The following is a 26,613-nucleotide window of genomic DNA, read 5'->3' as shown; positions in this document are numbered from 1 at the left end:
AATTACGGTCGGATATCCTTTGTCTATCCAACTCAATTAATGACTATTACTGCCAATTCCCAATTGCCGAATGTATTTTCCCAAAATCTGGAATCTATTGCCAGTAAAACTGATGGCTCATTACCAACTCTAGGAGCCGAGTTGGTGTATACGCAAGATGGGGCAGGGCGCTATCTGACCTTTCATTGGCAGCACAGCGAACTCCTGGGGTTAAATACCGAAAAAATAGTTGACGAGCTGAACCAGACACAAACCTTTGCCCCTGTGGATAAGGTTAATTATGTAGAACGATTGCACCGAATTTTGACAAGTTTGGTGCCAGAAAGGTTTCAGTGTTGGTTTAGCTACCATCAGGAATTATTTGAGTTGGACTTAGTGATTAGTCCGATTATGCCGAGTCTGGGAACAACTGCCACTACAGTTTTAGTTATGGGACGCTTAGTGCAAGCGACACTCAACAAAAAACAAGCGCGTGTGGCATCCAAAACGCCCACACAAATAGAGTTGGCTTTACGTTCACAGCAACATCAAAAACTGGTAAATCGGATTACCAGAAATATTCGTCGGACATTGGATTTAGATATTATTTGGCAGCAAACAGTTGACAGTTTAGGAAAAGCACTGCGGCTAGAGCGCTGTATTATTTGTCCTTATCAGCCCTCTAGCTCAAAAGTAAAAGTGAAGGCTGAGTATCGCCAGCCAGAACTCAGATCAATGCTAGGCTCAGAAATAGATGTAGCTTCTGAGCCTGCCTTTGCTCAGGCTTTGACAACCCTAGAACCAGTTGTGATGGAAGTGCCTGGATGCACAGAGTCTGGGCGGCAGAAAACTTTGGTAGTTGCGACTTGCTATCAAGACCAAGCCAATGGATTGGTTGCCTTGAATTGGCAAGATGAATGCTATACATTAACAGAATCGGAATTAGAGCTAGCAAAAGAAGCAGCAGATCAATTGGGAACTGCGATCGCACATGCTACTTTATATGAAGAATTAGAAGTAGCGCGTCAAAAAGCCGAAGAAGCTTCCCGTCTCAAAAGCGAGTTTCTGGCTAATGTATCCCATGAAATTCGTACCCCCCTCAATGGCATGATTGGCTTCTTAAAGCTGATTTTGGAAGGGATGGCAGATGACCCAGAAGAACAAAACCAATTTTTGGCAGAAGCTCACAACTTATCGATACATCTACTAAATATCATCAACGACATTTTGGACATTGCCAAAATCGAAGCTGGTAAAATGGAGCTAGCATACGCTCCAGTGAAGCTAAATGAGCTATTTAGTGATGTAGAAAGTTTCATGCGTCCCCAAGCAGAAATGAGAAACCTCAGCTTTCGGATGCAAATGCCTGCTACCTCGGATGAAATCATTGTCCAAAGCAACTATCAACGCTTGCTCCAAGTGATGCTCAATTTGCTAGGTAATGCCATCAAATTTACTCATGAAGGCGGTGTCACCGTCAGCGCCGATTTAGTACTCAAAAAATCGAAGCTTCAAGGCCAGCAATTTCCTGGCATGGTAAGAGTCCGTGTGGCAGACACAGGCATCGGTGTTTCCCTAGACAAACAAGATAAACTGTTTCAATTATTCTCTCAGGTGGATGGCTCACGCACTCGCCAGTATGGTGGCACAGGTTTAGGACTGGCAATATCTCAGAAGCTAGTGGAAGCAATGGGCGGCGAGGTACATTTTTATAGTCTGGGTGAAGGACTTGGTTCAACAGTGACATTTACAGTGCCACTATATCAACAGCCAGTCATGGTTTCGTCTACTGATAGCGATTCAACAGACAGTGCTGTTAGCGATAGCGGGGCATTTAGCCCGTTATGAGTTTGTCATTGGTCATCTGGAACATTACCAATACTGGGTTTGAAGTTTTATAATTTAAATTTTCTTAGTAATTATTATTCAATAAATAACAAAATTGGGCATGGAAGATTGGAAATAATTCCGTCTCTAGACCACAAAATTGTATAATTATGGGCTGGGTTGAAGAACAGAACACAACAAACGCCTAAATGTTGACTTTTGCTCCGCTTTACTCAAAATTTACAAAAATATAGATTTTTGACTCCTTGTTACGGTGACGTGTACTTGGAGAATTAAATCCTGTCTTCCGTCTGACTGCAAAGCAGAACCTAAAAGCTAAAGTAAAGTAGGAGGCTCACACGAAAACTTTGTTCAGACAACATGGAAAATAAGATTTTGGATAATAGTTAACGAGTAATAGCGCATCTGGCACAGGAATCATTATTATTCAATGTCCCATGCCACATGCCCCATGCCCCATTCCCAATGCCCACCATTAACTTAGCAGGTCTAAAACTATGGAACTCACAATTGACAACGTTGAAACAGTCTTAGATGAAATGCGCCCTTATCTCATGTCTGATGGCGGCAATGTGGAACTTGTAGAACTCGATGGGCCTGTTGTAAAGCTGCGCCTGCAAGGTGCTTGTGGTTCTTGTCCCAGTTCTGCAATGACCCTGAGAATGGGTATTGAGCGCCGCCTAAAAGAAATGATTCCTGAAATTGCGGAAATTGAACAAGTGGTGTAAAAGTTAGGAGTTAGGAGTTAGGAGTTATGAGTTTTGAATCAACTCCTAACTCCTCATTCTTAACTCCTAACTATTCCTATGTCCCATCCTCTCTACATCGCTTTTATCTGGCATCAACATCAGCCTCTGTACAAATCTCCTGGTAGTGCCCTATCTCCCAGTCAGCAGTACCGCCTACCTTGGGTACGTTTACATGGGACTAAAGATTATTTGGATTTGGTATTGCTCTTAGAGCGGTATCCTAAGTTACACCAAACGGTGAATTTAGTTCCATCGCTGATATTACAACTTGAAGATTATATTGCTGGGACTGCTTTTGACCCTTACCTCACAGCCTGCTTGACACCGGATGAACAACTCAGCCAGGAACAGAGGGAATTCATTATCCAACACTTTTTTGATGCCAATCACCATACGTTGATTGACCCACATCCCCGCTATAGCGAGTTGTATCAGCAAAGGCAGGAGAAGGGGCAAGCCTGGTGTTTAGCAAATTGGGAATTGCCTGATTATGGTGATTTGCTAGCTTGGCACAATTTAGCTTGGATCGATCCACTGTTTTGGGATGACCCGGAAATTGCTACTTGGTTAAAACAGGGTCGCAATTTTACTTTAAGCGATCGCCAGCGCATTTATTCCAAACAACGAGAAATCCTCAGCCGCATCATCCCCCAACATCGCAAAATGCAGGAGGCTGGGCAGCTAGAAATTACCACTACGCCCTACACTCACCCGATTTTACCCTTACTCGCTGATACTAACTCCGGTCGGGTAGCTGTGCCCAATATGACACTACCTAAGCAGCGCTTTCAGTGGGAAGAAGATATTCCCCGTCACTTACGGAAAGCTTGGAACTTTTATAAAGACCGCTTTGGACAAATACCTCGTGGTTTGTGGCCTTCGGAACAGTCAGTCAGTCCGGCAACACTTCCACATATTATTAACCAAGGATTTAAGTGGATATGCTCAGATGAAGCTGTCTTGGGATGGACGCTGAAACACTTTTTTCATCGGGATGGGGCGGGGAATGTGCAGCAACCAGAACTGTTGTACCGACCCTATCGGCTGCAAACCGCAGAGGGTGATTTGTCAATTGTGTTTCGTGACCACAGATTATCAGATTTGATTGGGTTTACCTACAGTGCGATGCCTGCAAAAAAGGCAGCAGCAGACTTAGTGGGACATTTGCAAGCGATCGCTAAAATGCAAAGAGATAGTCAAAGTGAGCAACCTTGGCTAGTTACCATTGCCTTGGATGGGGAGAATTGCTGGGAATTTTATCCCGAAGATGGCAAACCCTTCTTAGAAGCTTTGTATCAAAGTTTGAGCGATGAACCACACCTCAAACTCGTCACCGTCTCCGAATTTCTCGAAGAATTTCCTGCCACAGCCACCATTCCCGGAGGGCAACTACATAGTGGTTCTTGGGTGGATGGCAGTTTCACCACTTGGATTGGCGATCGCGCTAAAAATCGGGCTTGGGATTACTTGACAAAAGCAAGAGAAATGCTCGCAAGTCATCCCGAAGCAACGGAAGAAAACAATCCAGAAGCATGGGAAGCATTGTATGCCGCAGAGGGTTCAGACTGGTTTTGGTGGTTTGGTGCAGGACACTCCTCAAATCAAGATGCCATCTTTGACCAGTTATTTCGAGAACACCTATTTGGGATTTACAAGGCATTAAATGAACCTGTACCGCCTTATCTCAAGCAACCAGTGGAAATCCACGAAGCACAAGGAAGCCACACCCCACAGGGGTTTATCCATCCTGTTATCGATGGTAGGGGTGATGAGCAAGATTGGGACAAAGCTGGACGCATAGAAATCGGCGGGGCGCGGGGGACGATGCACAATAGCAGTGTCATCCAGCGACTTTGGTATGGCGTAGATCACCTTAATTTCTATGTGCGCCTGGACTTTAAAGGTGGCGTTGCACCAGGGAAGGATTTTCCTACAGAGTTGAATTTGCTGTGGTTTTACCCAGAAAAAACAATGGTTAATAGCCCAGTTCCTTTGGCAGATGTACCAGATGCAGCACCGCTTAATTATCTTTTCCACCATCTTCTAGAAGTTAACTTACTGACGCAATCGATTCAGTTTCGGGAAGCTGGAGACAATTATCAATGGCAGCCCCGTTTCAGTCGCGCTCAAGTAGCAATAAATAGTTGTTTAGAGTTGGCAGTACCGTGGGCAGATTTGCAAGTTCCGCCAGATTATCCCCTGCGTCTGATTTTGGTGCTTGCAGATGAAGGGCGTTTTTGCAACTACTTGCCAGAAAATGCTTTGATTCCTATTGAAGTGCCTTAGAACTCAATACCCTTGGTTTTATAGCCATTCTCATTTGAATGAATAGTGGCGTACATCTGTACGCCACTACGAGGATATATATTTCATCTATGGTTAATTATTTTTATGTGCCTATAGAACTAATATAGGAATCCGCTTTGGTTTTTGTATCCCTCACGGGAGCGTAGCCATACTTACTTGCGTGGGAAGGCAAGAGGCAATAGGCTAGGACTTACGCACGAGTTACAGAATAACGAACCGCAGAGGCACAGAGGGCACGGAGAAATCAGAGTTTGAGAGATAATTTGCGTAAGTCCTATAGGCAATAGAAAAGAAGGCTTTTTGAGTTGTACGGAGTTTTTTCACGCAATCAAATAGAATTTCTATATATTGACTATTCTGTCTGCATCTTAGCCCTTTTTGTCCACCTCCAAGGTTGCCAATATTTGGCGATTGAATTCCTCTTGATCGGCAAAGATTTGAAAAATTCTATCTACTTTAGTAAGTTGAAACAACATCCTGACTTGCTCGCTGATAGAACAGATAAAAAGTTTACCATTAGCACTTTGCACTATTTGCATTACTGAGATTAAAGCACCTAAACCAGAGCTATCAATAAGCTTTATCTCTTTCATATCAAGCAAAAAAGTATTGGCTCCTTCTGTGATAAGTCCACTAACTTGACGACGTAGTTCATTACCTCTGACATTATCTAAAATTCCTGACAATTGTAGTACTATTATGCTCACTTTCATGTTTTTTCAATATTATTTTGATTGAAATAATTTAGGAGTTTTGGAATAAGGCTGACCGTCAAATTTGCCATAAAGGAGCGATAGTTCTCAAATGATATATCTGCTTGTTTTTGAGACTATTTAGCCCATTTAAGCCCTAGTTAGCTGCTGCAAGGCTAACGCGCTTATCCACATTAACAGCCATAACAAAGACTCGCAAGACTAACCCCAAAATATCGACCGTCAACGAAGAGAGCAAGGGGAGCAGTTTTTCTTTCTCCTCCTGCCTTCTTCGGTCATAAATCGCTATCAAGAAATGTAGGGGGATTCATGTAGACGCATTCGCGGAGCGTCTCGTAGAGAAGCGGCTACTCTCACTATGAGTTCTCCAGAGGAGTACCGCAGATACTGTGTGTACTTTTGCGTAAGTCCTAACAAGAATAATGATGATTTAGCAAAGTTCCAGTAATATTACTGTTATTAAGGAATATTTGTCGTAGGATTAGAGACATTTTAGAGCAGATATTCTATACTAATGAATCGCTTTTCTCAGAAAATAACGAATTCTCAAGAGAGCATTTCACAGCAAACTCAACTTGGTCAGATGTGTGCTTCCAAGAAGCTATTCCGCGATCGCTATCAAATATTGCAAGTTCTAGGTAAAGGTGGTTTTGGCATCACTTTTTTAGCCAAAAATGCCGTATTACCTGGACATCCTCTGTGCGTCATTAAACAGCTTTGCCCGAAAGTGACTAGTCCCCAAAGTTGGCAAAAGGCATGTGCGCGTTTTGAAAAAGAAGCAAGAACTTTAGGTCAACTCGGTAGTCATTCGCAAATTCCCATGCTGCTAGACTACTTTCAGGCGAATGAGGAGTTTTTTTTAATTCAAGAATACGTACCGGGTTTGACTTTAGCCCAAGAAGTGCGGCGAGGTGGGCCCAAAAGTGAAGCCTCGGTGAAACAGTTTTTACAGGAATTATTACCAGTATTACAGTATCTTCATAAACATCATGTGATTCATCGGGATATTAAGCCCCAGAATTTATTGCGGTGTGAGTATGACAAGCGGGTAGTGCTGATTGATTTTGGCGCAGTGAAAGAGCAATTAGTTGATGCTTGTGAAAACTCTACCAATCAAGCTTTAAATACCAACTTTATTGGAACTAGGGGATTTGCACCGCCAGAACAGTATTCTCTTCGCCCAGTTTATGCCAGTGATATTTATGCACTGGGTGTAACTTGTATTTATATGTTGACTGGTAAAAGTCCTTTAGAATTTGATTACCACCCAAATAGTGGTGAGATTTGCTGGCAAAAAGAAGTAAATGTTACCGATAGTTTCGCCAAAACTTTAGGCAAAATGGTGAAGATTACATTAGACGATCGGTTTAAGAATGTCGATGAAGTAATAAAAGCTTTAAGTTATGAAAGCTATTTGCCTACTTTAGCTAACTGTCTAACTACCCAAAAATTAAATAATAAAAGTATTACACAATACGAAAACTCTAACGAAACTCCAGATGTCTACATGCCACCAGTTACCAGAACTGCTAATGCTATTCGGAAATGGAGAGCGAGACTTAAGTAAACAAGGTAGCAAAATTAAGTTAAAAGTTATTTGTGATGTATCAAATAATTGTAGATTATCCTAAATCTCCATCAAAAAGGGGGATTAGGGGAATTTGAAAGTGTCTAAAATCACAGCAAAATCCTTTTCAAATAACCTTTTATTGCCTAAAGTATCAAATTAACAATTATCATGGGCAATTGAAAATATCAAAAACAAATCTAGTAACCATTGCGACTATATTTCATCGTCAGTGATGGTTAATTAATCAGGGTTTTACTTAATACTTAGTCAATTTTTGCTTGTCAATATACAAGCACAATTACTAGGGGTAGTAGTTTAGAGAAATATTTCTATTCAGATTATTATATAATCGGAAGAATAATTAATTTTATGGCTCTCGTAGTTTTCCACAGAAAAGGAAGACTGACTACTATTTACAAACGCTAACTATATTAAGTAATTCCCCAATCCCCAAAACAGGGTTTTCTACCACAAGTAAGCGAGAGTCAATTTTCTTCAGGGACAGTTCGGGGCAAACTTAGCCTAAGTTGTTATGCAGTCGCGCCTGTCAGATCATGATCTGCTGCTTAAATCCCGATTGCCTAAATCCCCTGAATTCCAATGGAAAGAAGTTTTGCCAAAGTTGTAGCACCCCGTTGGTGTCACTTTTAAGAAATCGCTTCCGTGTCATCCGAGTCCTTTCAGATGAGGGGGGATTTGGCAGAACCTATCTATCAGAAGATGTCGATAAACTCAATGAACGCTGTGTTATCAAGCAATTAGCTCCTAAGTTCCAAGGAACTTGGTCGCAAAAAAAGGCGATGGAGTTGTTTGCCGAAGAAGCACAGCGGCTACAAGACCTTGGGGAACATCCCCAAATTCCAACTTTAATAGCTTACTTTGAGCAAGATGGCTGCCTATATTTAGTGCAGCAGTTTATTAATGGCGATAATTTGTTAAAGGAGTTGCAACAGCGCAAGGGATATAACGCTAGGGATATTCAATCTATTTTGCTAGATTTATTGCCCATCTTGAAATTTATCCACGATCGCAAAGTCATTCATCGGGATATCAAGCCAGAAAATATTATCCGCCATAAAAGTGATGGGCGATTAAGTCTGATTGATTTTGGTTCCTCAAAGCAATTCACCGCCAAAGTTCAGCACAAATCTGGCACATCCATTGGTTCACATGGTTATTCTCCCTTAGAACAAATTAGAGATGGTAAAGCTTTCCCTGCCAGTGACTTGTTCGGTTTAGGCGCTACCTGCTTTCATCTGCTAACGGGAACTTCCCCCTTTCAGTTGTGGATGGAATCGGGGTACGCGTGGGTGAGTAATTGGCGGGAATATTTGCGGAGTCCATTAAATACCGAGTTGGATTTTGTCATCGACAAACTTTTAAAAAAAGATATCCATGAACGTTACCAGTCAGCCGATGAAGTTCTCAAAGACTTAACTCCAAAACAACTCCTTGCCCTACCACCAGCCGGTAAGTCATCTGGAAAAATCCCCGCGACTCAAGCCCCATCTTTACCAAAAAGTTATCCCTTACTAAGAACTTTAATTTTGGTAAGTGCTTTGATTCTGTTGTTCGGATTCCAAGAATCTTGGTATAAACATTTTCGTCGGATTCAAACCAGTTTAGTTTCTAGGCTGAGTCAGCATAATAATTCTGGCAAAGATGACGTGCTTTTAGGTCAACCACCAAAGATTACTTTGGGTAGGGTTTCCTTAGCTAATACCATCCAAGGAGATGAAAACTCGGTTTTATCCGTCGCCATCAGCCCCGATGGTAAAACCATTGCCAGCAGTGGAGGCGATGGCACAATCAAACTTTGGAATCTCGCCACCGGGAAAGAAATATCTTCACTCAACGCCTATTATCAGCAGGTGAATACGTTAGTAATTAGCCCAGATGGGAAAACTCTGGTAAGTGCCAGTGATGACAGCACCATCAAAATTTGGAATTTAGCAACAGGAAAACAAATTCGCACTCTTACAGGGCATTCTGACTCAGTTCGTGCCCTAGCGATCAGCGCTGATAGCGAGACTCTGGTGAGTGGTAGTGATGACAACACCATCAAAATCTGGGATTTAGCCACAGGAGAGCAAATTCGGACATTGGTAGGGCATACATTTTGGGTGCGATCGGTAGCCATCAGTCCCGATAGCGTGATTCTTGCTAGTGGCAGTTTTGACAAGACGATCAAAATCTGGAATCTGACAAAAGGGTACTCAATCCGCACACTAGAGGGAAATTATCAAACAGTCACAGCTGTAGCTATTAGCCCAGATGGGAAAATTTTAGCTAGTGCTAGCCGCGATCGCACCATTAAACTTTGGGATCTACTGACGGGAAAAGAAATTCGCACACTGGCGGGACACGCCAACACAGTCACAACCGTAGCCTTCAGTGCCGATGGTAAAATTATTGCCAGTGGTAGCCGCGATCGCGCCATCAAACTCTGGAATTCGGCCACAGGAGAAGAAATTCTCACATTAACAGGGCATACCAACACCGTGACATCTGTAGCCTTCAGTCCTGATAGCAAAACCCTTGTCAGTGGTAGTGAAGACAACACCATTAAGATTTGGCGGTTGTCTCAGTAAAAATCTTTCCTCTACTAGAATGTTCCTCTCCGGCTCGGAAAGGGACAGATTTTGCGTAGTAAAATCAGGCAGAGGTTTTCATACAACCTAAATCAATACTTTTCGGTTAAACCCAATAATCTCTCTTTTGGTCTGGGGAAAGGTTAAAGGGCAATGGGGAAAGGGAAATTCAAACCCTTTCCCTTTCCCCTTTCCCCCTTAACCGAAAACTATTGCAACCTAAATTATCAGAAGATAGTCAATCTATATTTACCGCGTTCCTGTGGATTTTTGGAACTGACAACTACATAGTAAGTGTCATCTTCAGGCAACCTAGCTCGGTCAATTAAAGCGCTGTAGGTGCCAGCTTTATCTTTATCCTTATCTATAGCGATCGTCTGTCCTTTTGAATTTAGCAAAGCTACGTAAGGAGAAAATTCTTCATCAACACTATCTACACGAATACTTACAAGCTGATTTTTTCTTCCTTGGAAATTAGATACATTGTAAGCGCCTCCATTTTGTTTCAAGGTTGAGCTATTGGCGCTTAGTTGTCCTGCTTCATCTAAGGTATAGCTAGCTCTGTCATTCCTCAAAGCCAAACTATAGCGACCGATCTCACCAGAATCTCGGCTAGTAACTGCAATTTTGTAAGTGCCATTCTTAGGCAATCGCGCAAAAATGAAGGCATCATCGCCATCACTGCTTTTTTCCAAAGTGCCTTTTTTGACGATGATATTATCATCAGGATCGTGCAGAAATAACAAAGGATTTAAACTCAAGTTATTTGATCTGCGTGTATCTTTACTACCAACAAGCCTAATTTGAACTAGTTGATTTTCTCTACCTTCAAACTCATAGAAATGAAAATATCTACCTTGAGATTGAAAGTCACTCTTACTCAAAATACCCAATGCGACATCTACAAAGTTAATCTCTTTATAAGTAGGTGTTGCAGGTGCAGAAACTGCCGGACGATCGATATTTTGGTTGCCACTTCTAGCTACATTAGAACTTGGCTTGCGAACTCTCCCGGAACCATTTGAATTAGAAGCCCTACCTCCAGACGATCTAGATGCACTACTATTGGAACGATTAGAATTTGAGTTAGAAGTCCTACGTCTAGATGATCTAGAAGTAGAGTCATCATTTGAAGCGTCCGAGGTTGGCTGGGAAGTTTCTGTATTAGAAGATATAGGACGAGTCTGGATTGGCGACTCAACAGAAGATGTCTTCTTTCTTGGAGATATTGATGCTTGAGAAGCAGGAAGCTGCTCAATTCCTTTTTTTACTGCTTCTGGTTGTCTCTCATCTGGTGATTTAGCAATTATGAAGCCTTGAGAATGTTGAGGTTTCCCCAAAGCATTTATAGGTAGCACATTGCTCGCGATCAACAAACTACTACCCAAGGAACAAATTAAAATGCGGCTTAATTTGTGGCGATAGTTTTTGGTTTCTAGTAGCATAATTACGCTCCTAATTTTGCGGATAATTTCGTATTTAACAGATAGACAAATTTGAAGTCAAAAAATTATATTCCTATTGAAACTCATAATACACTGTGGTGGAAGTTTGCCTACCATATCAAACAAGAGGATTTTGCTCTAAGAGGTTGTTTGAAAAGTGTTTTGCTGTGACTTTAGGCACTTTGAGATCCCCCCTAACCCCCCTTAAAAAGGGGGGGAACCGGAATCAAAGTCCCCCTTAAAAAGGGGGATTTAGGGGGATCTAAAATTTTTGATCCCGACAAGAGGACTTTTCAAATATCCTCTAAGTCTTGTTTGATATGGTAGCAGCTGTACTAGAGTGAATATTAATTTTGTAAGTATATACTGAGCTACAAGCTGAAATTGCTGCTTTTCGGATTTTTGCCGAGATATTTTTGTTAAACTGAGCCAGATGCTACTAAGTAAGTGGGCGTAAATAATTATCGGCGGGATAAGGAAATAGGCAATAAGGGTTTTAGCCTAGTTTGATTTTATTGTGCCAACTTACTTAGACTACTGAATCAAGAAGGCATATTTGTGGGCAAAATTAGTGGAAGAGTTGATATATAAGGTTTTTCCCTTTTAAACTTTTCCCTTTCCCCCAAAACCCGACCAGTATTGATATTTGTGCCCCTTGAGAAAAATCGCACATCGCGCTAGTCTTCATGGACGTAACTGCACGCTGTAACATTAGGCGATGACAAATCAACTCTCTCCGAAAATTCCCTCTTGTACTTGGAGCCGTCCCATCGGTTTAGGCTGGGACAAACCTTATACTGTCCGCTACGCAAGTAATATCGATGATGGCCCTTGGCATGGTATGCCTTTAGGTGGCTTTGGTGCAGGTTGCATCGGTCGTTCTTCACGGGGAGATTTTAACCTGTGGCACATCGACGGCGGTGAGCATACCTTCAAAAACGTCCCCGCTTGTCAATTCAGTGTATTTGAATCTAATGGCACATCTACCCAAGCCTACGCTTTATCCACCCAAGGGCCCGATGATGGCACTCTCAAAGCTTGGCAGTGGTATCCAACGCTTCCCAGTACTGAGGGGACGGGTAATTATCACGCCCTATACCCACGTAGCTGGTTTGTGTACGAAAATGTATTCCAAGCACAGTTGACTTGTGAGCAATTTTCCCCAGTTTGGGCAGGTAATTATCAAGAAACTAGCTACCCTGTAGCAATATTCCTTTGGAATGCCCACAACCCCACAAATGCACCAATCACTCTCAGCATTATGCTCACTTGGCAAAATATGGTGGGCTGGTTTACAAATGCCCTCAAATCTCCCGAAGTGCGGGTGCGTGATGATGGTAGTCCGGTTTACGAATACCAACCACGTTGGGGCGAAAGTCAAGGAAACTATAATCAAATAGTTGAAAATCCACAACAGTTTGGCTGTCTTTTAAGTCGGGTTGGTAGTGATGCTTTGCAAGAAGGTGATGGAACTTGGTGTATTGCGACGCTGAAGCATCCTCAAGTGGAAGTATTTCACCACACTCGCTGGAATGCTGAAGGAACTGGTGATGAGGTGTGGCAAAGCTTTGCCAAAGATGGTTCTTTGTCCAATTATATAGATGCTAATCCAGTCGGAGAAGGTGAACAGTTAGGGGCTGCGATGGCTACGCCGGCCGCAGGCATCGCACTCCGTTTCACTCTCCAACCAGGCGAAACTCTTGAAATCCCCTTTGTCCTCGCTTGGGATTTGCCCATTACAGAATTTGCCGCCGGAGTCAACTATTATCGCAGATATACAGACTTTTTTGATAGAAGTGGAAATAATGCTTGGGCGATCGCATCTACTGCCCTCCAAGAATATCAAACCTGGCGATCGCAAATTCAAACTTGGCAACAACCCATTCTCGACCGGGAAGATTTGCCCAACTGGTTTAAAATGGCTCTATTTAATGAGCTTTATGACCTCACTAGCGGCGGTACTCTCTGGAGTGCAGCATCAGAACTTGACCCCATCGGTCAGTTCGCGGTGCTGGAGTGCCTAGATTATCGTTGGTATGAAAGTCTAGATGTGCGATTATATGGCTCTTTTGCCCTACTGATGCTGTTTCCCGAACTGGAGAAGTCAGTGATGCGGGCATTTGCACGGGCGATTCCTCAAGGTGATGATACACCCCGAATCATCGGCTATTACATGACAATCAAGGCAGAAAGCCCAATCGCAGTTCGCAAAGTCGTCGGTGCAACACCCCACGATTTAGGCGCACCGAATGAACACGTTTGGCAGAAAACCAACTACACCAGCTATCAAGACTGCAATTTATGGAAAGATTTGGGTAGTGATTTTGTCTTGCAAGTATACCGTGATTTTCTGCTCACAGGTGCTGACGATGTAGAATTTCTAGCAGATTGTTGGAATGCGATCGTTCAAACCCTCGACTACCTCAAAACCTTTGACCTTGATGGTGATGGGATTCCTGAAAATTCTGGTGCGCCTGACCAAACCTTTGATGATTGGCGGTTACAGGGTGTCAGCGCCTATTGTGGTGGGTTGTGGTTAGCAGCGCTAGAGGCTGCGATCGCAATTAGCGATATTTTATTAACTCACAACCTTGGCGATCTTGGTGTCTTGGCGGTTCAAAAATCCATCTATGAAACTTGGTTACAACAATCTCTTCCTATCTACCAAGAAAAACTTTGGAATGGACAATATTACCAACTTGATAGTGAAAGTGGTTCCGATGTGGTGATGGCGGATCAGTTGTGTGGACAATTCTACGCCCGACTATTGGACTTACCTGATATTGTACCGAGCGATCGCGCCCTTTCTGCCCTGAAAACTGTTTATGATGCGTGCTTTTTGAAATTCTGCAATGGAGAGTTTGGTGCTGCAAATGGTGTTCGTCCTGACGGTTCACCAGAAAACCCTAAAGCTACTCATCCCCTAGAAGTTTGGACTGGGATAAACTTTGGGCTAGCAGCTTTTCTTGTGCAAATGGGAATGAAAGATGAAGCGTTGAGGTTAACACAGGCTGTAGTCGAGCAAATTTATGAAAATGGGCTGCAATTTCGCACCCCTGAAGCTATCACCGCAGGTGGTACTTTCCGCGCTAGCACCTACTTACGGGCAATGGCAATCTGGGGAATTTACTTAGTTATTAATTGATTAGCTATCAAAACGGTTCTCATACCCTGCGGGTTCGCTGAAAGCGTTCTCGTAAGAGTAGCCGCTACGCGTCTATGGATGCAATATACTTTGACCTCTCTCCAAACCTCTTTATTAAAAGGAGAGAGGCTTTGAATCTTACTCCCCTTCCCTTCAAGGAGAAGCAGGGTGGTTTCATACAACCAGAGAAAAACTAAAACCGGATTTTAAAGCCTCTTGACCTTTCGGGGAGAGGTTTGGAGACGGGTAAAAAGCCATGCCACAAAACAAGAAATAAAAACTTATGTATTTTTCTTTTTTCGTATGAAACCACCCTGCCTTCCCTTCAAGGAGAAGGGACTGGGGCTTAGGTCTGTATTCGATGCAATTGAGAACCGCTATAGTATATACGTTGCCAGGATTAGCCTGTCTTTATCTGAGAAAGCAGAGTTTAAATTTGTGATTTTATTTTCCGACTGTTTCCGGAAGCAAAGGAAAATTTCAGTAATGGTAAGAGTTGAAGTAGTGAGAACTCTAGACTACCCTATGCCGACTATATCTTTGTTCTAGACCGAGGTATTATTGTTGAGCAAAGCACTCATCACAAACTCATGGCAATTGATGGTTTTTACTAGCATTTAGCCCAAGTGTCACAGCATCCGTAATCTCTACTTGAGAAATTTTTTAAAGATAAAGACTTAGAGAAGTTACTGTTGAATAAAATTGACAATATTATACTTTCTAATATTTTACAGATTTAACCTAATACATATTTTTATTTAAAGCATCTTACTACAGATATTTTGCATTATTCAATTGATAATAATTAAAACTATAGCAATCCGCTTTGATTTTTGTTCGCGCAGCATGGCGTAGTCATATTTCCTTGCATGGTTAGGCAAGAAGTAATAGGAAAGAGTTTTTCAAAAATAAAATATGGGTGCTATAGGCTAGCTGTTATTAATAGCTAATAATCATGAAATATTCACGATTGGTTTACAGCGATTTTATTTAGATACATTGAATTTATAGTTCTTGTAAATCAAGAACCATCAGAAGAATAAATACCATTATCTAATTGAACTTATTAATAAAATATGCTCAATGCTATGGCTGCGAATGTTTTTTATTCTTTAGCAGTTACTATTTTTAGAAGTTGTTTTACATCATAGTTAATGGTAGTATTTTCTAGAGACTCGACAATAATAAAGGGTTTAAATTGAGATTGTGTGGGGGGTCAGACCCCTCATAAATTAGCAAAGGAGGACAAAATTAAAAGTTGCACAATAGGCAAGTACGTATCGAAATACATTCAGTAAATTTAACTTAAAAATCTACTAACTCAGTAGATGACATTAACGACAAAAAATAGTATATATACGAATGACGTTGTTAAAGCTCAAAGATAAATAAATTTTTTCCACTACTCGAAAAAATATGAAAACTTGCCGGAAATTGCTTAATTAACCAGTAGTAAGAAATACAGGCGTTTTAACAGAGAAAATTGATTGAATTAAAAGTCGATAAAGTTTCAGAGGATAAAACTGCATCTACCAAGAGCTACGCCTAGACTTTTGTCCTACCAGTCAAATGAGAAGACAAAAGATAAATTTTTACCTTTCAGTTACTAACAAGTAAAAGCTACAGTTTCCTCAATTCATCGGATGGAATCTGGATAATTAGGAATGAGCAGCCAACAAACTTGCTTAAAAACTTGATTGTTTTTAATCAAAGGTTAGTTCATGCAAAAATCATCAGGTCAAATGCAGTCGAAACCTCAAGCCAAGGGGACAGTTCAGCAATGAATCTATATAATTTGTATCCCTACTACAAGCTAGCTCTTGCTCAAACTAGTTTACTAGGGGAGTTATCAGCCAAAATTACTAAAACTCTGCTTAATAGCGCCAAGGTAAAGCTCAAACAGCAGAGAACTTTCAGTCTGTATCTTTACCGCTCAAAGCTGCGGGAGCTAATCAGAGCTTGGGAAAGTTATGTACGCATCTGTTGATAGATGGATTTTTAGCCTTCGTCAACATCCAACACCGCCAAATTGCTGATAATTTCCCGAAAGCGATTTAACAACTGCAAAAAGATTAATGCAGTTTGTAAACCTCAATTGAAACGACAACAATCGCAGAAACTGAACTAGTTTACTTCATCCAAAATAATTAAACACTATGATGAATCAAGACATTGCTGGTATTAGTAGTAACTTAGATACAACAGTAAAGGCTCAACAATTTGATAAAGTAGTTGAAGCAATTATTGCTGGAAAGTACTCCTGGGCATGTGTTTTAATGCTACGTTTTGCTGGTTATAATCCTCTCCATTACATTCCGTACCGTACCTACAACCGATTACTGAAAGAAAACTCTCAAACCAACAGAACAAAACAACAGCAAAGTGAAAATCTAAAAATGCTGAAACATTCTAATGATTCAAGACCTGCTTATCTTGAAGTAGTTGGAAAGCAAAAAACAGAAATCCGTGGCGTTAGTTTAGACCAGAAATTGGGATAAACAATTAACAAACATTAAATCAAGGAAATCGCCATTAACTCAAGATATATCCTTGAAAGGCTGTGGAGCCAATTAAAAAATAATTTGGAATCAAGAAATTCTGCCCTAGAGTTGATTGAGTATCTGAAAACCTGCCATGCTAATTTAAAATTGATTGCATGGTAGGTTTTCTATCGCAGTGATTAATTTAATATTTTTTTGCAAAAATCTGCCAAAATGGCAAATATATACTGACGACATTGGTAAACTAATAACAACGGCAATTTCAACCACAATAGAGGTGATTGGCAGCAAGCAAGTTAATTTAAAAACTTAAAATCAATGATTAGTTCTGACTATGAAATAAATCAAACTGATTACAAAAGTAGTCAGCATTTCATGGAGTAAATAACTCCTATCCCAAGGCAAATGATGCAACCGTTGCTAATGGTGGTTCTTGTTCTGAGGAAGTCTGAGCGAAAAGAATTTGAGGAGGTGGATTCCCCCAATCCAAATTTTACACAACTTTCATTGACTGCAGACGATGTGAGTAATGCTTAGAAAACTTTCTATCTTGTGATTGGTGTTGCTTTATTTAATAAAGCAAACGCTTAACACCAATAACAGGGACAGAAACAGGAAAGTTATGGTGAAATCGTTGTCTTGGCTGGTGGAACTAGTAGGTCATACGCTTCTCTTTCAACTATTGTAATCCTAGTCCTCCCAACCTGGATTATCTCTGCTTTCTAAATTTTCAATTTATATACTAAATACTGGAAGTTCAAAACTTGAAGAGCTTTCAGTATTTTTATGTGTAAATAAAAATAGGGTGAGCAATTTGCCCACCCTATTTTTTGTAGAGAATGGTTAATCCAGCAATGAATTAAACCTTAGCTAATTCTGGGGTAGGACGCTTGCTGTTGCGAATTGATGTAATAGCCTCAGCATAATCTTTAGCATTAAATACAGCTGAACCGGCGACAACTGCATTAGCTCCTGCTTCTAAAACTTGCCAAGTATTATTTGCCTTCAGCCCTCCATCCACTTCAATCCAAGGGTCAAGACCGCGTTCATCACACATTTGACGCAGCTTGCGGATTTTGGGTAACACACCAGGGATAAAGCTTTGACCACCAAAACCAGGGTTGACGCTCATAATCAGTACTAAATCGCACAAATCTAGAACGTATTCAATTAGCTCTAGAGGGCTACCAGGATTAAGTACAACTCCAGCTTTCTTACCAAGCTCTTTAATTTGCCCCAAGGTACGGTGCAGATGTGGAGAAGCATTATGTTCGCAGTGTACGGAGATAATATCAGCACCCGCTTTAGCGAATCCTTCTACGTACTTTTCTGGCTCCACAATCATCAAGTGGACATCCAGGGGCTTGGTTGTAACCGGACGAATCGCCTCCACAATCAGAGGGCCTATCGTAATATTAGGTACAAAGCGACCGTCCATTACATCAACATGAATCCAATCTGCTCCGGCTGCGTCTACGGCGCGAATTTCGTCACCCAGACGGCTAAAATCGGCTGATAGGATAGATGGAGAAATTACAATGGGCTTTTGAGATAGGTTTTGGGTCATGGCTAGTGGGTTTTTAAGCGTCCTCGTCTGTAAGCATTGTAACAAAACATTGAGCAAGACTCATAACTTTGATCCCGGCTTTTTTGGAAGATAGGGAATAGGGTACAGGTTACAGGGTACAGATTATTCCCTATCACCTGCTACCTGTAACCTCTCCCCTAATTTCATTACCAATGACAAATGACAAATAACAAATGACTAAAAAACTAACCTGGATAATTTGGGGATTAAGTGCTTCTTGTCTGAGTGCGCCGGTAATTGCTTCGGCTTTAGAATCTGCTTTGGGAACTAACGGTATTGATGCTTTGAAGCTGCACCAAGCTCCTTATAATTTAATCGGTCGTAAGATTGCTATTGGTCAAGTGGAAATTGGTCGGCCGGGAATGTTTGGGTGGGATAAGGCGGTGTCTAAAAATCGCGCCATATCTTTAGCGGGAGTATTCTTACGCAATGGGCCAGCTAAGTCTAATAGCGGTGTTGACCCTCACGCCTACAATGTTGCGGGTGTAATGGTAAGTAAAGACAAAGCTTTGCCGGGAATTGCTCCGGGAGCGAGATTGTATTCGTCTGCGGTGGGTTCTACTAAAAGCATGGGTCAGCCAGAAGAGTGTTTATCGGCCCAGCACATAGCGCTACAAAATGGTGGCGATGTCCGTGCCATTAATTTTAGCTTTGGTGAACCTCTCAGTCGTGACCCTAGACCAGAGGCTATTTTAGACGGCAATGCTTTACTAACTTTATGTGTTGACTGGTCTAGCCGTGTTCATGATGTTTTGTATGCGATCGCAGGTAATCAAGGTAAAGGTGGTATTCCTATTCCTACAGATAATTTTAACGGAATGAATGTGGCTTTTTCATCCCGTCGTGGGGGAGTTTTTAACAAAGTAGATGTGGCTAATCTGGCGGGTGCTAACCAAGGAGTCAGTGGCAGGCTAGCTGGAAGAGAATTTAATCTTGGTGGCCGCCGCGCTATCAGTTTAGTTGCTCCTGGGAATAATATTCCTTTACTCAATCCAGATGGCAAATTGAACAAGGTTACAGGTACTAGTTTTGCCGCACCTCAAGTTACGGCTACTGTTGCTCTATTACAAGAATTTGCTGACCGACAGATACGTACAAAACAACCCCACTGGAGCATTGATTCTCGGCATCATCAAGTAATGAAAGCTGTATTGCTGAATTCAGCAGACAAAATCCAAGATAGTGGCGATGGCTTGCGGTTGGGAATGAGCCGGACACTAATTGATAAACAAAATCAAAACTGGCTAGATTCTGATGCTTATAAAGATCCAAAGATTCCCTTGGATGCTCAAATGGGAGCAGGTCACTTAAATACATTTCGTGCTTATCAGCAATTGAGTGCTGGCCAATGGCAGCCATCAGCTGCGGTGCCGGCTATTGGTTGGGATTATCGCAAAGTGGATGTTGGAGCATCTGTTGACTATGTGTTAGCAAAACCGTTAAAGCGGGGGAGTTTTGTTGCTGTCACCCTAAGCTGGGATCGATTGGTAGAACTCAACGATAAAAATACAAATCAACAATATGATGTGGGCGAAAATTTTCGCGATCGCGGTTTGAATAATCTCGACCTATACTTAGTAAAAGCTGATGCCCAATCAGATGCTGGTGCTGTTTGCTCTTCAATCAGCCAAATCGATGGTGTAGAACATATTTTCTGCCCCATTCCTGATACTGGCAATTACAAAATCCGCGTCCAGTTTCGTCAAAAGCTTAATGAAGCAACTCAACCCTATAGTTTAGCTTGGTGGAGTGTACCTATCAATTAAAATAGGTCAGCATAATTTTCATCTATTTGAACAATACTCTCCTATCGGGGCGCATAGACGTGCGTCCCTATGAAAGTTCTGTATTTCATGCAACTAAAAATGTTATTCTATCTCAGGACTTGCAAAACAATAGCCGAAAAGAAAAATTTTCTGTTAAGGGTATTTGATGAATTACCCCCAACTCCTGTAGTTTGGCGTAAATCCTATATCTATAAAAACCCAATAGAAGTGGTTATTTTATGTTAGGTAGTCTACAATACTGTTATTGATAAATAGAAAAGTTCCTCAAAATTGAGATTTTTCATAATTCGTCTGCATAGCCGCCTCAAGTAAGAATTAGCAGCTTTAATGAGTTGTGTTTTATTCCTCTGAACTATTAACTTGCTGTTACAAAAACTGTAACAGTCTTATTTTCTATTGGATCAAATGCAATAGTTAATCATTGACACAGTGTCTGCGTCAACCATAAGCACAGATCGGGAATCTTTGGCAAGTGAGGTAGCAGAATGAATCGGCAAAAGTTTAGTGATGCAAAAGAAAATTTTCTGCAAAGACGTTATGGTGTGAGTCTGGGCAGACGTTATGCTTTGGCAGCTGCAAGTGTTGTTCTATTCAGTGTATTAGGTTGTTCTCAAGTCGAGAGTAACAAAAGTGCCCTCGCCCAATCTAGTTTACCTCAGCCAGAAACTCCATTGCAAAAAAAAACAGTCAACACTGATACAAGAATAGTTGAGTCTAGCAATAAGTTTGGCTTCAAACTATTTTCAGAAGTTCTGAAAGATAATAAAGGTGAGAATAATATTTTTATCTCACCTTCGAGTGTCGCGATCGCTCTAGCCATGACCTACAACGGCGCTAGTGGCTCAACTCAACAAGCAATGGCAAAAACCCTGGAATTACAGGGAATGAATCTACCAGAAATCAACTCTTCTTACGCGGCGGCATTAAAACAGCTTTTAGAAAATCCAGATGCGAAAGTCCAACTGAGTATTGCTAACTCGCTTTGGGCAAATCAAGATGTTAGCTTTGCACCAGACTTTCTCAAGAGAACCCAGGATTTCTATCAAGCTAAGGTCAGCAATTTAAACTTTAAAGATGCCGCCGCATCTAATATTATAAATAACTGGGTAAAAGAAAATACTAAGGGCAAAATTACTAAAATAGTTGAAACGATTGAACCAAATCAAGTGTTGTTTCTGATTAATGCCATATATTTTAAAGGTAATTGGAGTAACGAATTTGACAAAAGTCAAACTGCTCAATACCCTTTTTACATTACATCTGGTAGACGAAAGCAACACCCAATGATGTCACAACAAGGTGACTATAGGTACTATGAAAGCGAACAATTTCAGGCGGTTAGTTTACCTTACGGTAAAGATGGGAAAATCAGTTTTTATATCTTTCTACCCAAACAGAACTCTAACCTCAAAGCCTTTTATCAGAACTTGAATGTTGAAAACTGGGAAAAATGGATGACTCAGTTCAACAAACAAAAAGGGTTTATTCGTCTACCTCGCTTCAAAACAGATTATGAAGTTACACTCAATGATGCCTTGAAAAGTTTAGGCATGGAAGAGGCTTTCAGTAACAAAGCCAATTTTTCTGGCATGGGTAAAAATTTTGCCATTAGCCAAGTTAAGCATAAAACTTTTGTCGAAGTAAACGAAGAAGGTACCGAAGCAGCTGCGGCTACTTCAGTGGGAATAGTCGCAACATCTTTGAGAGATGAACCAGAACCATTCCGAATGATTGTTGACCGTCCCTTCTTCTGCGCTATTAGGGATAATCAGACGGGAAACGTTTTGTTTATGGGTTCCATCATTGAGCCACAATGAGGAGGCAGAAAACCTCCTGCCTCCTTAAGGTAATGTCGCTTCAGAAATACTCAGAGTGTTGTTAGCGGTTGCTTTCGAGGACTCGTTTGCTGCAACGGGTGCAGTTACCTCCCCCGTGCCGCTATCGTTTGCCTCGCCACCAAGACGCAAGGCACTTAAAGCGGTTTTAATGACAACAGCGGTGGGTACTGCCACAATTACACCCAACAGTCCGCCAATTCTTGCCCCTGTTAAAACTGAAATTAAAATCCAAACTGGATTTAAACCCGTAAAACTGCCTAAAATTCGGGGGGCAATTAAGTTTTCGAGAATTTGCTGTACGATTACTGCTGCTATCAAAACTCTCACACCCATTGAGAAATCTTGCAGTGCTACCAATAGTGTAGTCAGAGCAATGCCCACAGAACCACCAAAGGGGACGAGAGCCATTAGACCAATAGTTAGCCCAAATAGCAGTCCAAATGGTACTTTCAGCCACAAAAAGGTAGGAATGAGGGCTGAGGCCATACAGGTAGATAAAATCAACTGGGTGATGAAGAAATTTTGAAAGCTTAGGCGGACTGTTTGAGAGAAAGGAGCGCGAAATTTAGAGGGTAGCCATTCTACTAAACTTTCCCAGAGTTCACTCCCATGCTGTAAAAGGTAGAAAGTCAAAACCATCGTCAAGAGGATATCTAGCAGACTAGTGACTGTAACTACCGCCAGATTTAAAACTTGCCCAGCGATCGCTTGTAATTGTCCTTTGACGCGATCGTTGATTTGTACTACCAGAGCATCGAGATTAATCGGTAAGCCAAAAGTCTCCGCTTTTTCGTTTAATATCATTAGCTGAGAGCGTCCAGAGTCGATCAACTCTGGCAACCGAGCCACCAGTTGTTGAGCTTGGGTAAGGGCTAACGGAACAAGCGTCACACCCAACGCCAATAAAATCGATAAAGCCAAGAGAAACACTAAGATAGCAACTTGCTCTCGTTTAGCACCATGATGTTCCATCCAACTCACGGGGTAGTTGAGCAGAAATGCTAAGACTGAGGCTCCGACTAAAATGACTATGAGAGAATGGAAATAATTGAAAAATACCGAAAGTGCCCAACCATTTAGAACTAGCAGTGGAACGAATAACGCGATCGCCCCGATTCGCGCTATTGGTGTGAATGTTTGCCACCAGTCGAGTAGCTTGCGTGTCTGCATTTTGAGCTAATTGCGGGATAGAACTAAGTTAAATCTTTCTTTACAGCTTATTATCTCTAACTATATGAGTCTTATTCATCCTTCTAGTTTAGGAGTTATACTAACCCCAATGGAGAATTTTGAATCAAAAGAGGGCAGGGAGTGGAAAGCAGGGGAGCAGGGGAGCAGGGGAGCAGGGGAGCAGGTGGAAAATAATAATGCCCAATCCCCAATCCCAAAAACCCAGTTGCTTTTATATTTGATTCCGATTATCGGCTTTTTTCCATCTTTGTGGACTCTCTATGGGGGACAGGCCAGCCGGGAACAACTTGCTGTTAGCCGTCTGTCTATCACTTTGGCACTTACTTGGCTGTTGGGATATTTATTATTAAGTACCGGAGCCACAACTTCAGATTTTTTTTCGCTACGTCTATTTATCCTGAATAGTTTTCTCACGTCGGGTTATTTTATAGTGAGTGTCTGGTTGATGTTGCGCTTAATGCAGGGCAAATCTGGACGTTTACCAGGCTTTAGTACTTTAGCAGAACGAGTGTTTAGTAAGTACTTATCTTAATTTTTTAGGATGAGAATTATTCAGTAGTTTTACCTATTTCCTAAAAAATTATGCTTGATTTCTCTATATATCTAGTCAAATCCAGTTTATTATTGCCATACTTCAGTAAAACATCTCTAGGTTGACCCAAAAGCAGAAAAAATGCTGCTATAAGTGTTGTGGTTGACACTACATTAAAAAAGTTAGCACTGATAATTAAGAGTTAGCTATTATGGGTTGATTTGTTTGGATATTTTTAGTCTGCAAATTTACCAAATTTGATTATTGAGTAAGTGTGAGGAAGTCTGTGACCATTCAAAGAAGTTCGGCGGAAGAAAACCAGTCGGGAAAAGCCTCAAAGTCCAATAAAAAAATTTCTCAGAACTCGAAATCTGGACGTTGGCTGTGGTTTTGGGTAGGGATGAGTGGGATTGCAATGGTGTCAGCAACAGCAGGGGCACTTTTGGCGGTGTCTTTAACCAGTACACCTTTGCAACAAGCCCAGCTAAGTCCACAGGAGGAGGCAGCCTTTGATGGCGATCGCATTTCTGGAGGTGTAATGCGATTTTCAGAATTAACTCGCCCAGTTAATCTCTTAGTTATGGGGATGAGTGTACTCCCTCCAGATGTCCAAAACCCCCCTGAAGACACCAAAAACCTCAAATACCTGCCCCAGGTAAACTCCTTTGATGGTCTTTCTGATGTGATGCTCTTGGTCAAATTTGATCCAGAGACGAAAAAAATAATTATGCTCTCTATTCCCAGAGATACCCGCACAGAAATAGAGGGGTATGGAGTTAAAAAAATTAATGCTGCTAATGTTGAAGGTGGGCCAGCTTTAACTGCTAGAACCGTCAGTAATCTCTTAGGTGGGGCGGGAATTGATCGCTATGTGCGAATTAACGTTCTGGGAGTTGCCAAGCTGATTGATGCTTTGGGAGGCGTAACAGTCTACGTCCCCAAAGATATGAAGTACCAAGATGATTCTCAGCATTTGTATATCAATTTGAAGGCGGGTAAGCAGCATCTCAATGGTGAACAGACACTGCAATTGCTGCGGTTTCGCCATGATGAACTTGGTGATATTGGTCGGATTCAACGCCAGCAAATGGTCATGCGGGCTTTGATGGATCAAACACTCAACCCAGCTACTGTTGCTCAATTACCTAAAGTTTTGGATGTAGTTAAAGACCACATCGATACTAATTTGACGGTTGAAGAGTTAGTGGCGCTAATGGGTTTTGGCGTGCGGACAAATCGCTCTAATATGCAAATGTTAATGCTGCCAGGTCGCTTTAGCGAAAAAAATGAGTTTGATGCTAGCTATTGGTTGCCCAGTAAAAATGGTATTGCTAAACTGATGGCTCAACATTTTGGCTTGGAATCAGAGCAGGAACAGCAGGCAACCGATCCACGTTCTTTACGTGTAGCAATTCAAGATAGTACAGGTGGCGATCGCTCTAATCTCCAACCATTAATTAGAGCCTTGGAAAAATCTGGATATCGCAACATTTATATAGCTAAAGCATGGGGTGAACCTCTAGAGGTAACTCACATCGTCGCCCAGCAAGGAGATGGTGACAGCGCCGAATCAATTCGTGACACTTTGGGGTTTGGTGAAGTGCGTGTGGAAAGTACTGGCAACCTTGGTTCAGATGTCAGTATTCAAGTAGGTCAGGATTGGTTGCAACAAAAGTCTATTTTGGAGAAGTCCCTGACACCCTAAAGTGGTGAAAGCCATGTTTTTAAATGAACTATTTACACTGGCTGAAATACTTCAGATGACAGTGAGTTTATTATCTGGCTGAGTTCTTGAAGTTTAGCTGCTACTGCACCATTGGTTAATAACTCTTCTGCTTTAGCTAAACCCTCTGGCATATCTGAACAAATACCACTCCGCCATAAGTAAAATCCACCATTCCACAAGGCTGTTTGCATTAGTTCGCCTGGTTTACCGTCCGAAACCTCCTGCATATCCGCCACCAATTCTTCAGTAGTTCCAAGGGGTACGTTCTTGGTAGTAAAGCCGTAATCACGCGGTACGAGGTGCAATCTTTCTACCTCTTGGGATGCTATGGATGGAGATAAGCTAATAATTGCAGTGCGATCGCGCGGTAAGTCGCAACTACCTTCCAGTCCTTTTACTAATGTAAATTTCGTTACGCCCCGCAGCCCCAAAGCTATCTTAAACATCCCTTCTGTCGGCGGATGCACAAATCCAGCAATGACATGAGCGTCACCAGCATAAGGACACCAAATTAGCTCCATTGTCGCCAAGGGCGGACGTTTGCCAAGTTGGTCGCGGTATTCCCAAATACTTGTAGTTAAGGGAAAATGCTGTGGTAAATAAATAAAGCCAATTCCCGTTTGCTCAAAAACTTGCTGGGTTTTTGCCAGTGGTAGGTTAGTCCAATCGACTCCTAAACCTTGCCAAATATCTATTAGGGGTAAGCCGTACTTTGTTGGCAGGCGATCGCCTCCGTGCATGATCACTGGTTGTCCAACTGCGGCGAGTATTAAAGCTGTTACCGGGCTAATTGGTGCTGTGCGGGTTCTGCCATCATAAGGGATGCCAAGAGCGATCGCTGGTCGTTCAGAGTCGAATGGTTGCAGCTTTGGCCCCAATTCATCATAAGCATCCAACATTCCCGCTAACTCTTCCCCCGTAGGACGCTTGATTCGATGAGCAATCAAAAACGCTCCGATTTGGGCTGGTGTAGCTTCACCCAGCAGCATCATTTTAGTGGCGCTGGCTGCTTCGGCGCGAGTTAAGTTTTCGCCTGTGTGGTTTCCGCTACCTACTTTTTTCAGTAATTCCCTAAATACATTGCTCATTTGTCCTTTGTCCTT

Annotated in this window: 17 protein-coding genes; 12 read left to right on the top strand and 5 right to left on the bottom strand. The window is 41.8% G+C overall.

Annotated features, from left to right (window positions below):
* The first annotated feature begins 39 nt into the window (after positions 1-39).
* From GJB62_RS04870 to GJB62_RS04860, 3 genes are all read left to right on the top strand, one after another.
* Positions 40-1,827, top strand: a complete 1,788-nt coding sequence (locus GJB62_RS04870; protein WP_114081039.1) for an ATP-binding protein — start codon at positions 40-42, stop codon at positions 1,825-1,827.
* A gap of 497 nt (positions 1,828-2,324) precedes the next feature.
* Entirely contained in the window at positions 2,325-2,555 is a 231-nt protein-coding gene (locus tag GJB62_RS04865) for a NifU family protein (protein WP_012408256.1), read from the top strand.
* Positions 2,556-2,633: 78 nt separating this feature from the next.
* Positions 2,634-4,862 (top strand): glycoside hydrolase, encoded by a 2,229-nt coding sequence (locus GJB62_RS04860; RefSeq protein ID WP_114081040.1) that lies wholly within the window; start codon positions 2,634-2,636, stop codon positions 4,860-4,862.
* 389 nt (positions 4,863-5,251) lie between these two features.
* On the opposite strand, the gene GJB62_RS04855 is transcribed toward GJB62_RS04860, so the two are convergent.
* A complete protein-coding gene (locus GJB62_RS04855; RefSeq protein WP_114081041.1) occupies positions 5,252-5,596 on the bottom strand; it encodes an STAS domain-containing protein in 345 nt (114 codons plus the stop codon).
* 514 nt (positions 5,597-6,110) lie between these two features.
* On the opposite strand from GJB62_RS04855, the gene GJB62_RS04850 reads away from it, so the two are divergent.
* Positions 6,111-7,163 carry a serine/threonine-protein kinase gene (locus GJB62_RS04850; RefSeq protein WP_114081042.1) on the top strand — a complete coding sequence of 351 codons (1,053 nt, stop codon included), beginning with the start codon at positions 6,111-6,113 and terminating at the stop codon, positions 7,161-7,163.
* 557 nt (positions 7,164-7,720) lie between these two features.
* Positions 7,721-9,757 carry a serine/threonine-protein kinase gene (locus GJB62_RS04845; protein WP_181852805.1) on the top strand — a complete coding sequence of 679 codons (2,037 nt, stop codon included), beginning with the start codon at positions 7,721-7,723 and terminating at the stop codon, positions 9,755-9,757.
* A gap of 227 nt (positions 9,758-9,984) precedes the next feature.
* On the opposite strand, the gene GJB62_RS04840 is transcribed toward GJB62_RS04845, so the two are convergent.
* A complete protein-coding gene (locus GJB62_RS04840; protein WP_114081044.1) occupies positions 9,985-11,202 on the bottom strand; it encodes a peptidase in 1,218 nt (405 codons plus the stop codon).
* Positions 11,203-11,920: 718 nt separating this feature from the next.
* On the opposite strand from GJB62_RS04840, the gene GJB62_RS04835 reads away from it, so the two are divergent.
* From GJB62_RS04835 to GJB62_RS04825, 3 genes are all read left to right on the top strand, one after another.
* On the top strand, positions 11,921-14,347 hold the full coding sequence (locus GJB62_RS04835; protein ID WP_114081045.1) for a GH116 family glycosyl hydrolase: 2,427 nt from the start codon (positions 11,921-11,923) through the stop codon (positions 14,345-14,347).
* Between the two features lie 1,780 nt (positions 14,348-16,127).
* Complete coding sequence (locus tag GJB62_RS04830; RefSeq protein ID WP_147262464.1) at positions 16,128-16,334, top strand: hypothetical protein; 207 nt, start codon at positions 16,128-16,130, stop codon at positions 16,332-16,334.
* A gap of 169 nt (positions 16,335-16,503) precedes the next feature.
* Positions 16,504-16,845, top strand: a complete 342-nt coding sequence (locus tag GJB62_RS04825) for a HetP family heterocyst commitment protein (protein ID WP_242060672.1) — start codon at positions 16,504-16,506, stop codon at positions 16,843-16,845.
* Positions 16,846-17,707: 862 nt separating this feature from the next.
* On the opposite strand, the gene rpe is transcribed toward GJB62_RS04825, so the two are convergent.
* Positions 17,708-18,415, bottom strand: a complete 708-nt coding sequence (gene rpe / locus GJB62_RS04820) for a ribulose-phosphate 3-epimerase (RefSeq protein WP_114081048.1) — start codon at positions 18,413-18,415, stop codon at positions 17,708-17,710.
* Between the two features lie 194 nt (positions 18,416-18,609).
* Between rpe and GJB62_RS04815 the strand changes: the two genes are divergently transcribed.
* Entirely contained in the window at positions 18,610-20,202 is a 1,593-nt protein-coding gene (locus GJB62_RS04815) for a S8 family serine peptidase (RefSeq protein WP_114081049.1), read from the top strand.
* Between the two features lie 506 nt (positions 20,203-20,708).
* The gene (locus tag GJB62_RS04810) at positions 20,709-22,040 is read left to right on the top strand and encodes a serpin family protein (protein ID WP_114081050.1); all 1,332 of its coding nucleotides are present in this window, start codon (positions 20,709-20,711) and stop codon (positions 22,038-22,040) included.
* 24 nt (positions 22,041-22,064) lie between these two features.
* Here GJB62_RS04810 and GJB62_RS04805 read toward each other — a convergent pair whose 3' ends face one another.
* Positions 22,065-23,231 (bottom strand): AI-2E family transporter, encoded by a 1,167-nt coding sequence (locus GJB62_RS04805; RefSeq protein WP_114081051.1) that lies wholly within the window; start codon positions 23,229-23,231, stop codon positions 22,065-22,067.
* Positions 23,232-23,340: 109 nt separating this feature from the next.
* On the opposite strand from GJB62_RS04805, the gene GJB62_RS04800 reads away from it, so the two are divergent.
* Positions 23,341-23,784, top strand: a complete 444-nt coding sequence (locus GJB62_RS04800; protein ID WP_245246099.1) for a hypothetical protein — start codon at positions 23,341-23,343, stop codon at positions 23,782-23,784.
* A gap of 286 nt (positions 23,785-24,070) precedes the next feature.
* A complete protein-coding gene (locus GJB62_RS04795) occupies positions 24,071-25,489 on the top strand; it encodes an LCP family protein (protein WP_114081052.1) in 1,419 nt (472 codons plus the stop codon).
* 32 nt (positions 25,490-25,521) lie between these two features.
* Here GJB62_RS04795 and GJB62_RS04790 read toward each other — a convergent pair whose 3' ends face one another.
* A complete protein-coding gene (locus tag GJB62_RS04790) occupies positions 25,522-26,598 on the bottom strand; it encodes an anthranilate phosphoribosyltransferase family protein (RefSeq protein WP_114081053.1) in 1,077 nt (358 codons plus the stop codon).
* Positions 26,599-26,613 lie beyond the last annotated feature (15 nt).

The organism is Nostoc sp. ATCC 53789 (genome assembly GCF_009873495.1).
GTDB classification, from domain to species: Bacteria; Cyanobacteriota; Cyanobacteriia; order Cyanobacteriales; family Nostocaceae; genus Nostoc; species Nostoc muscorum_A.
Note: the sequence above shows the minus strand (reverse complement) of the source record. Positions and strands in the feature narration are given on the sequence as shown.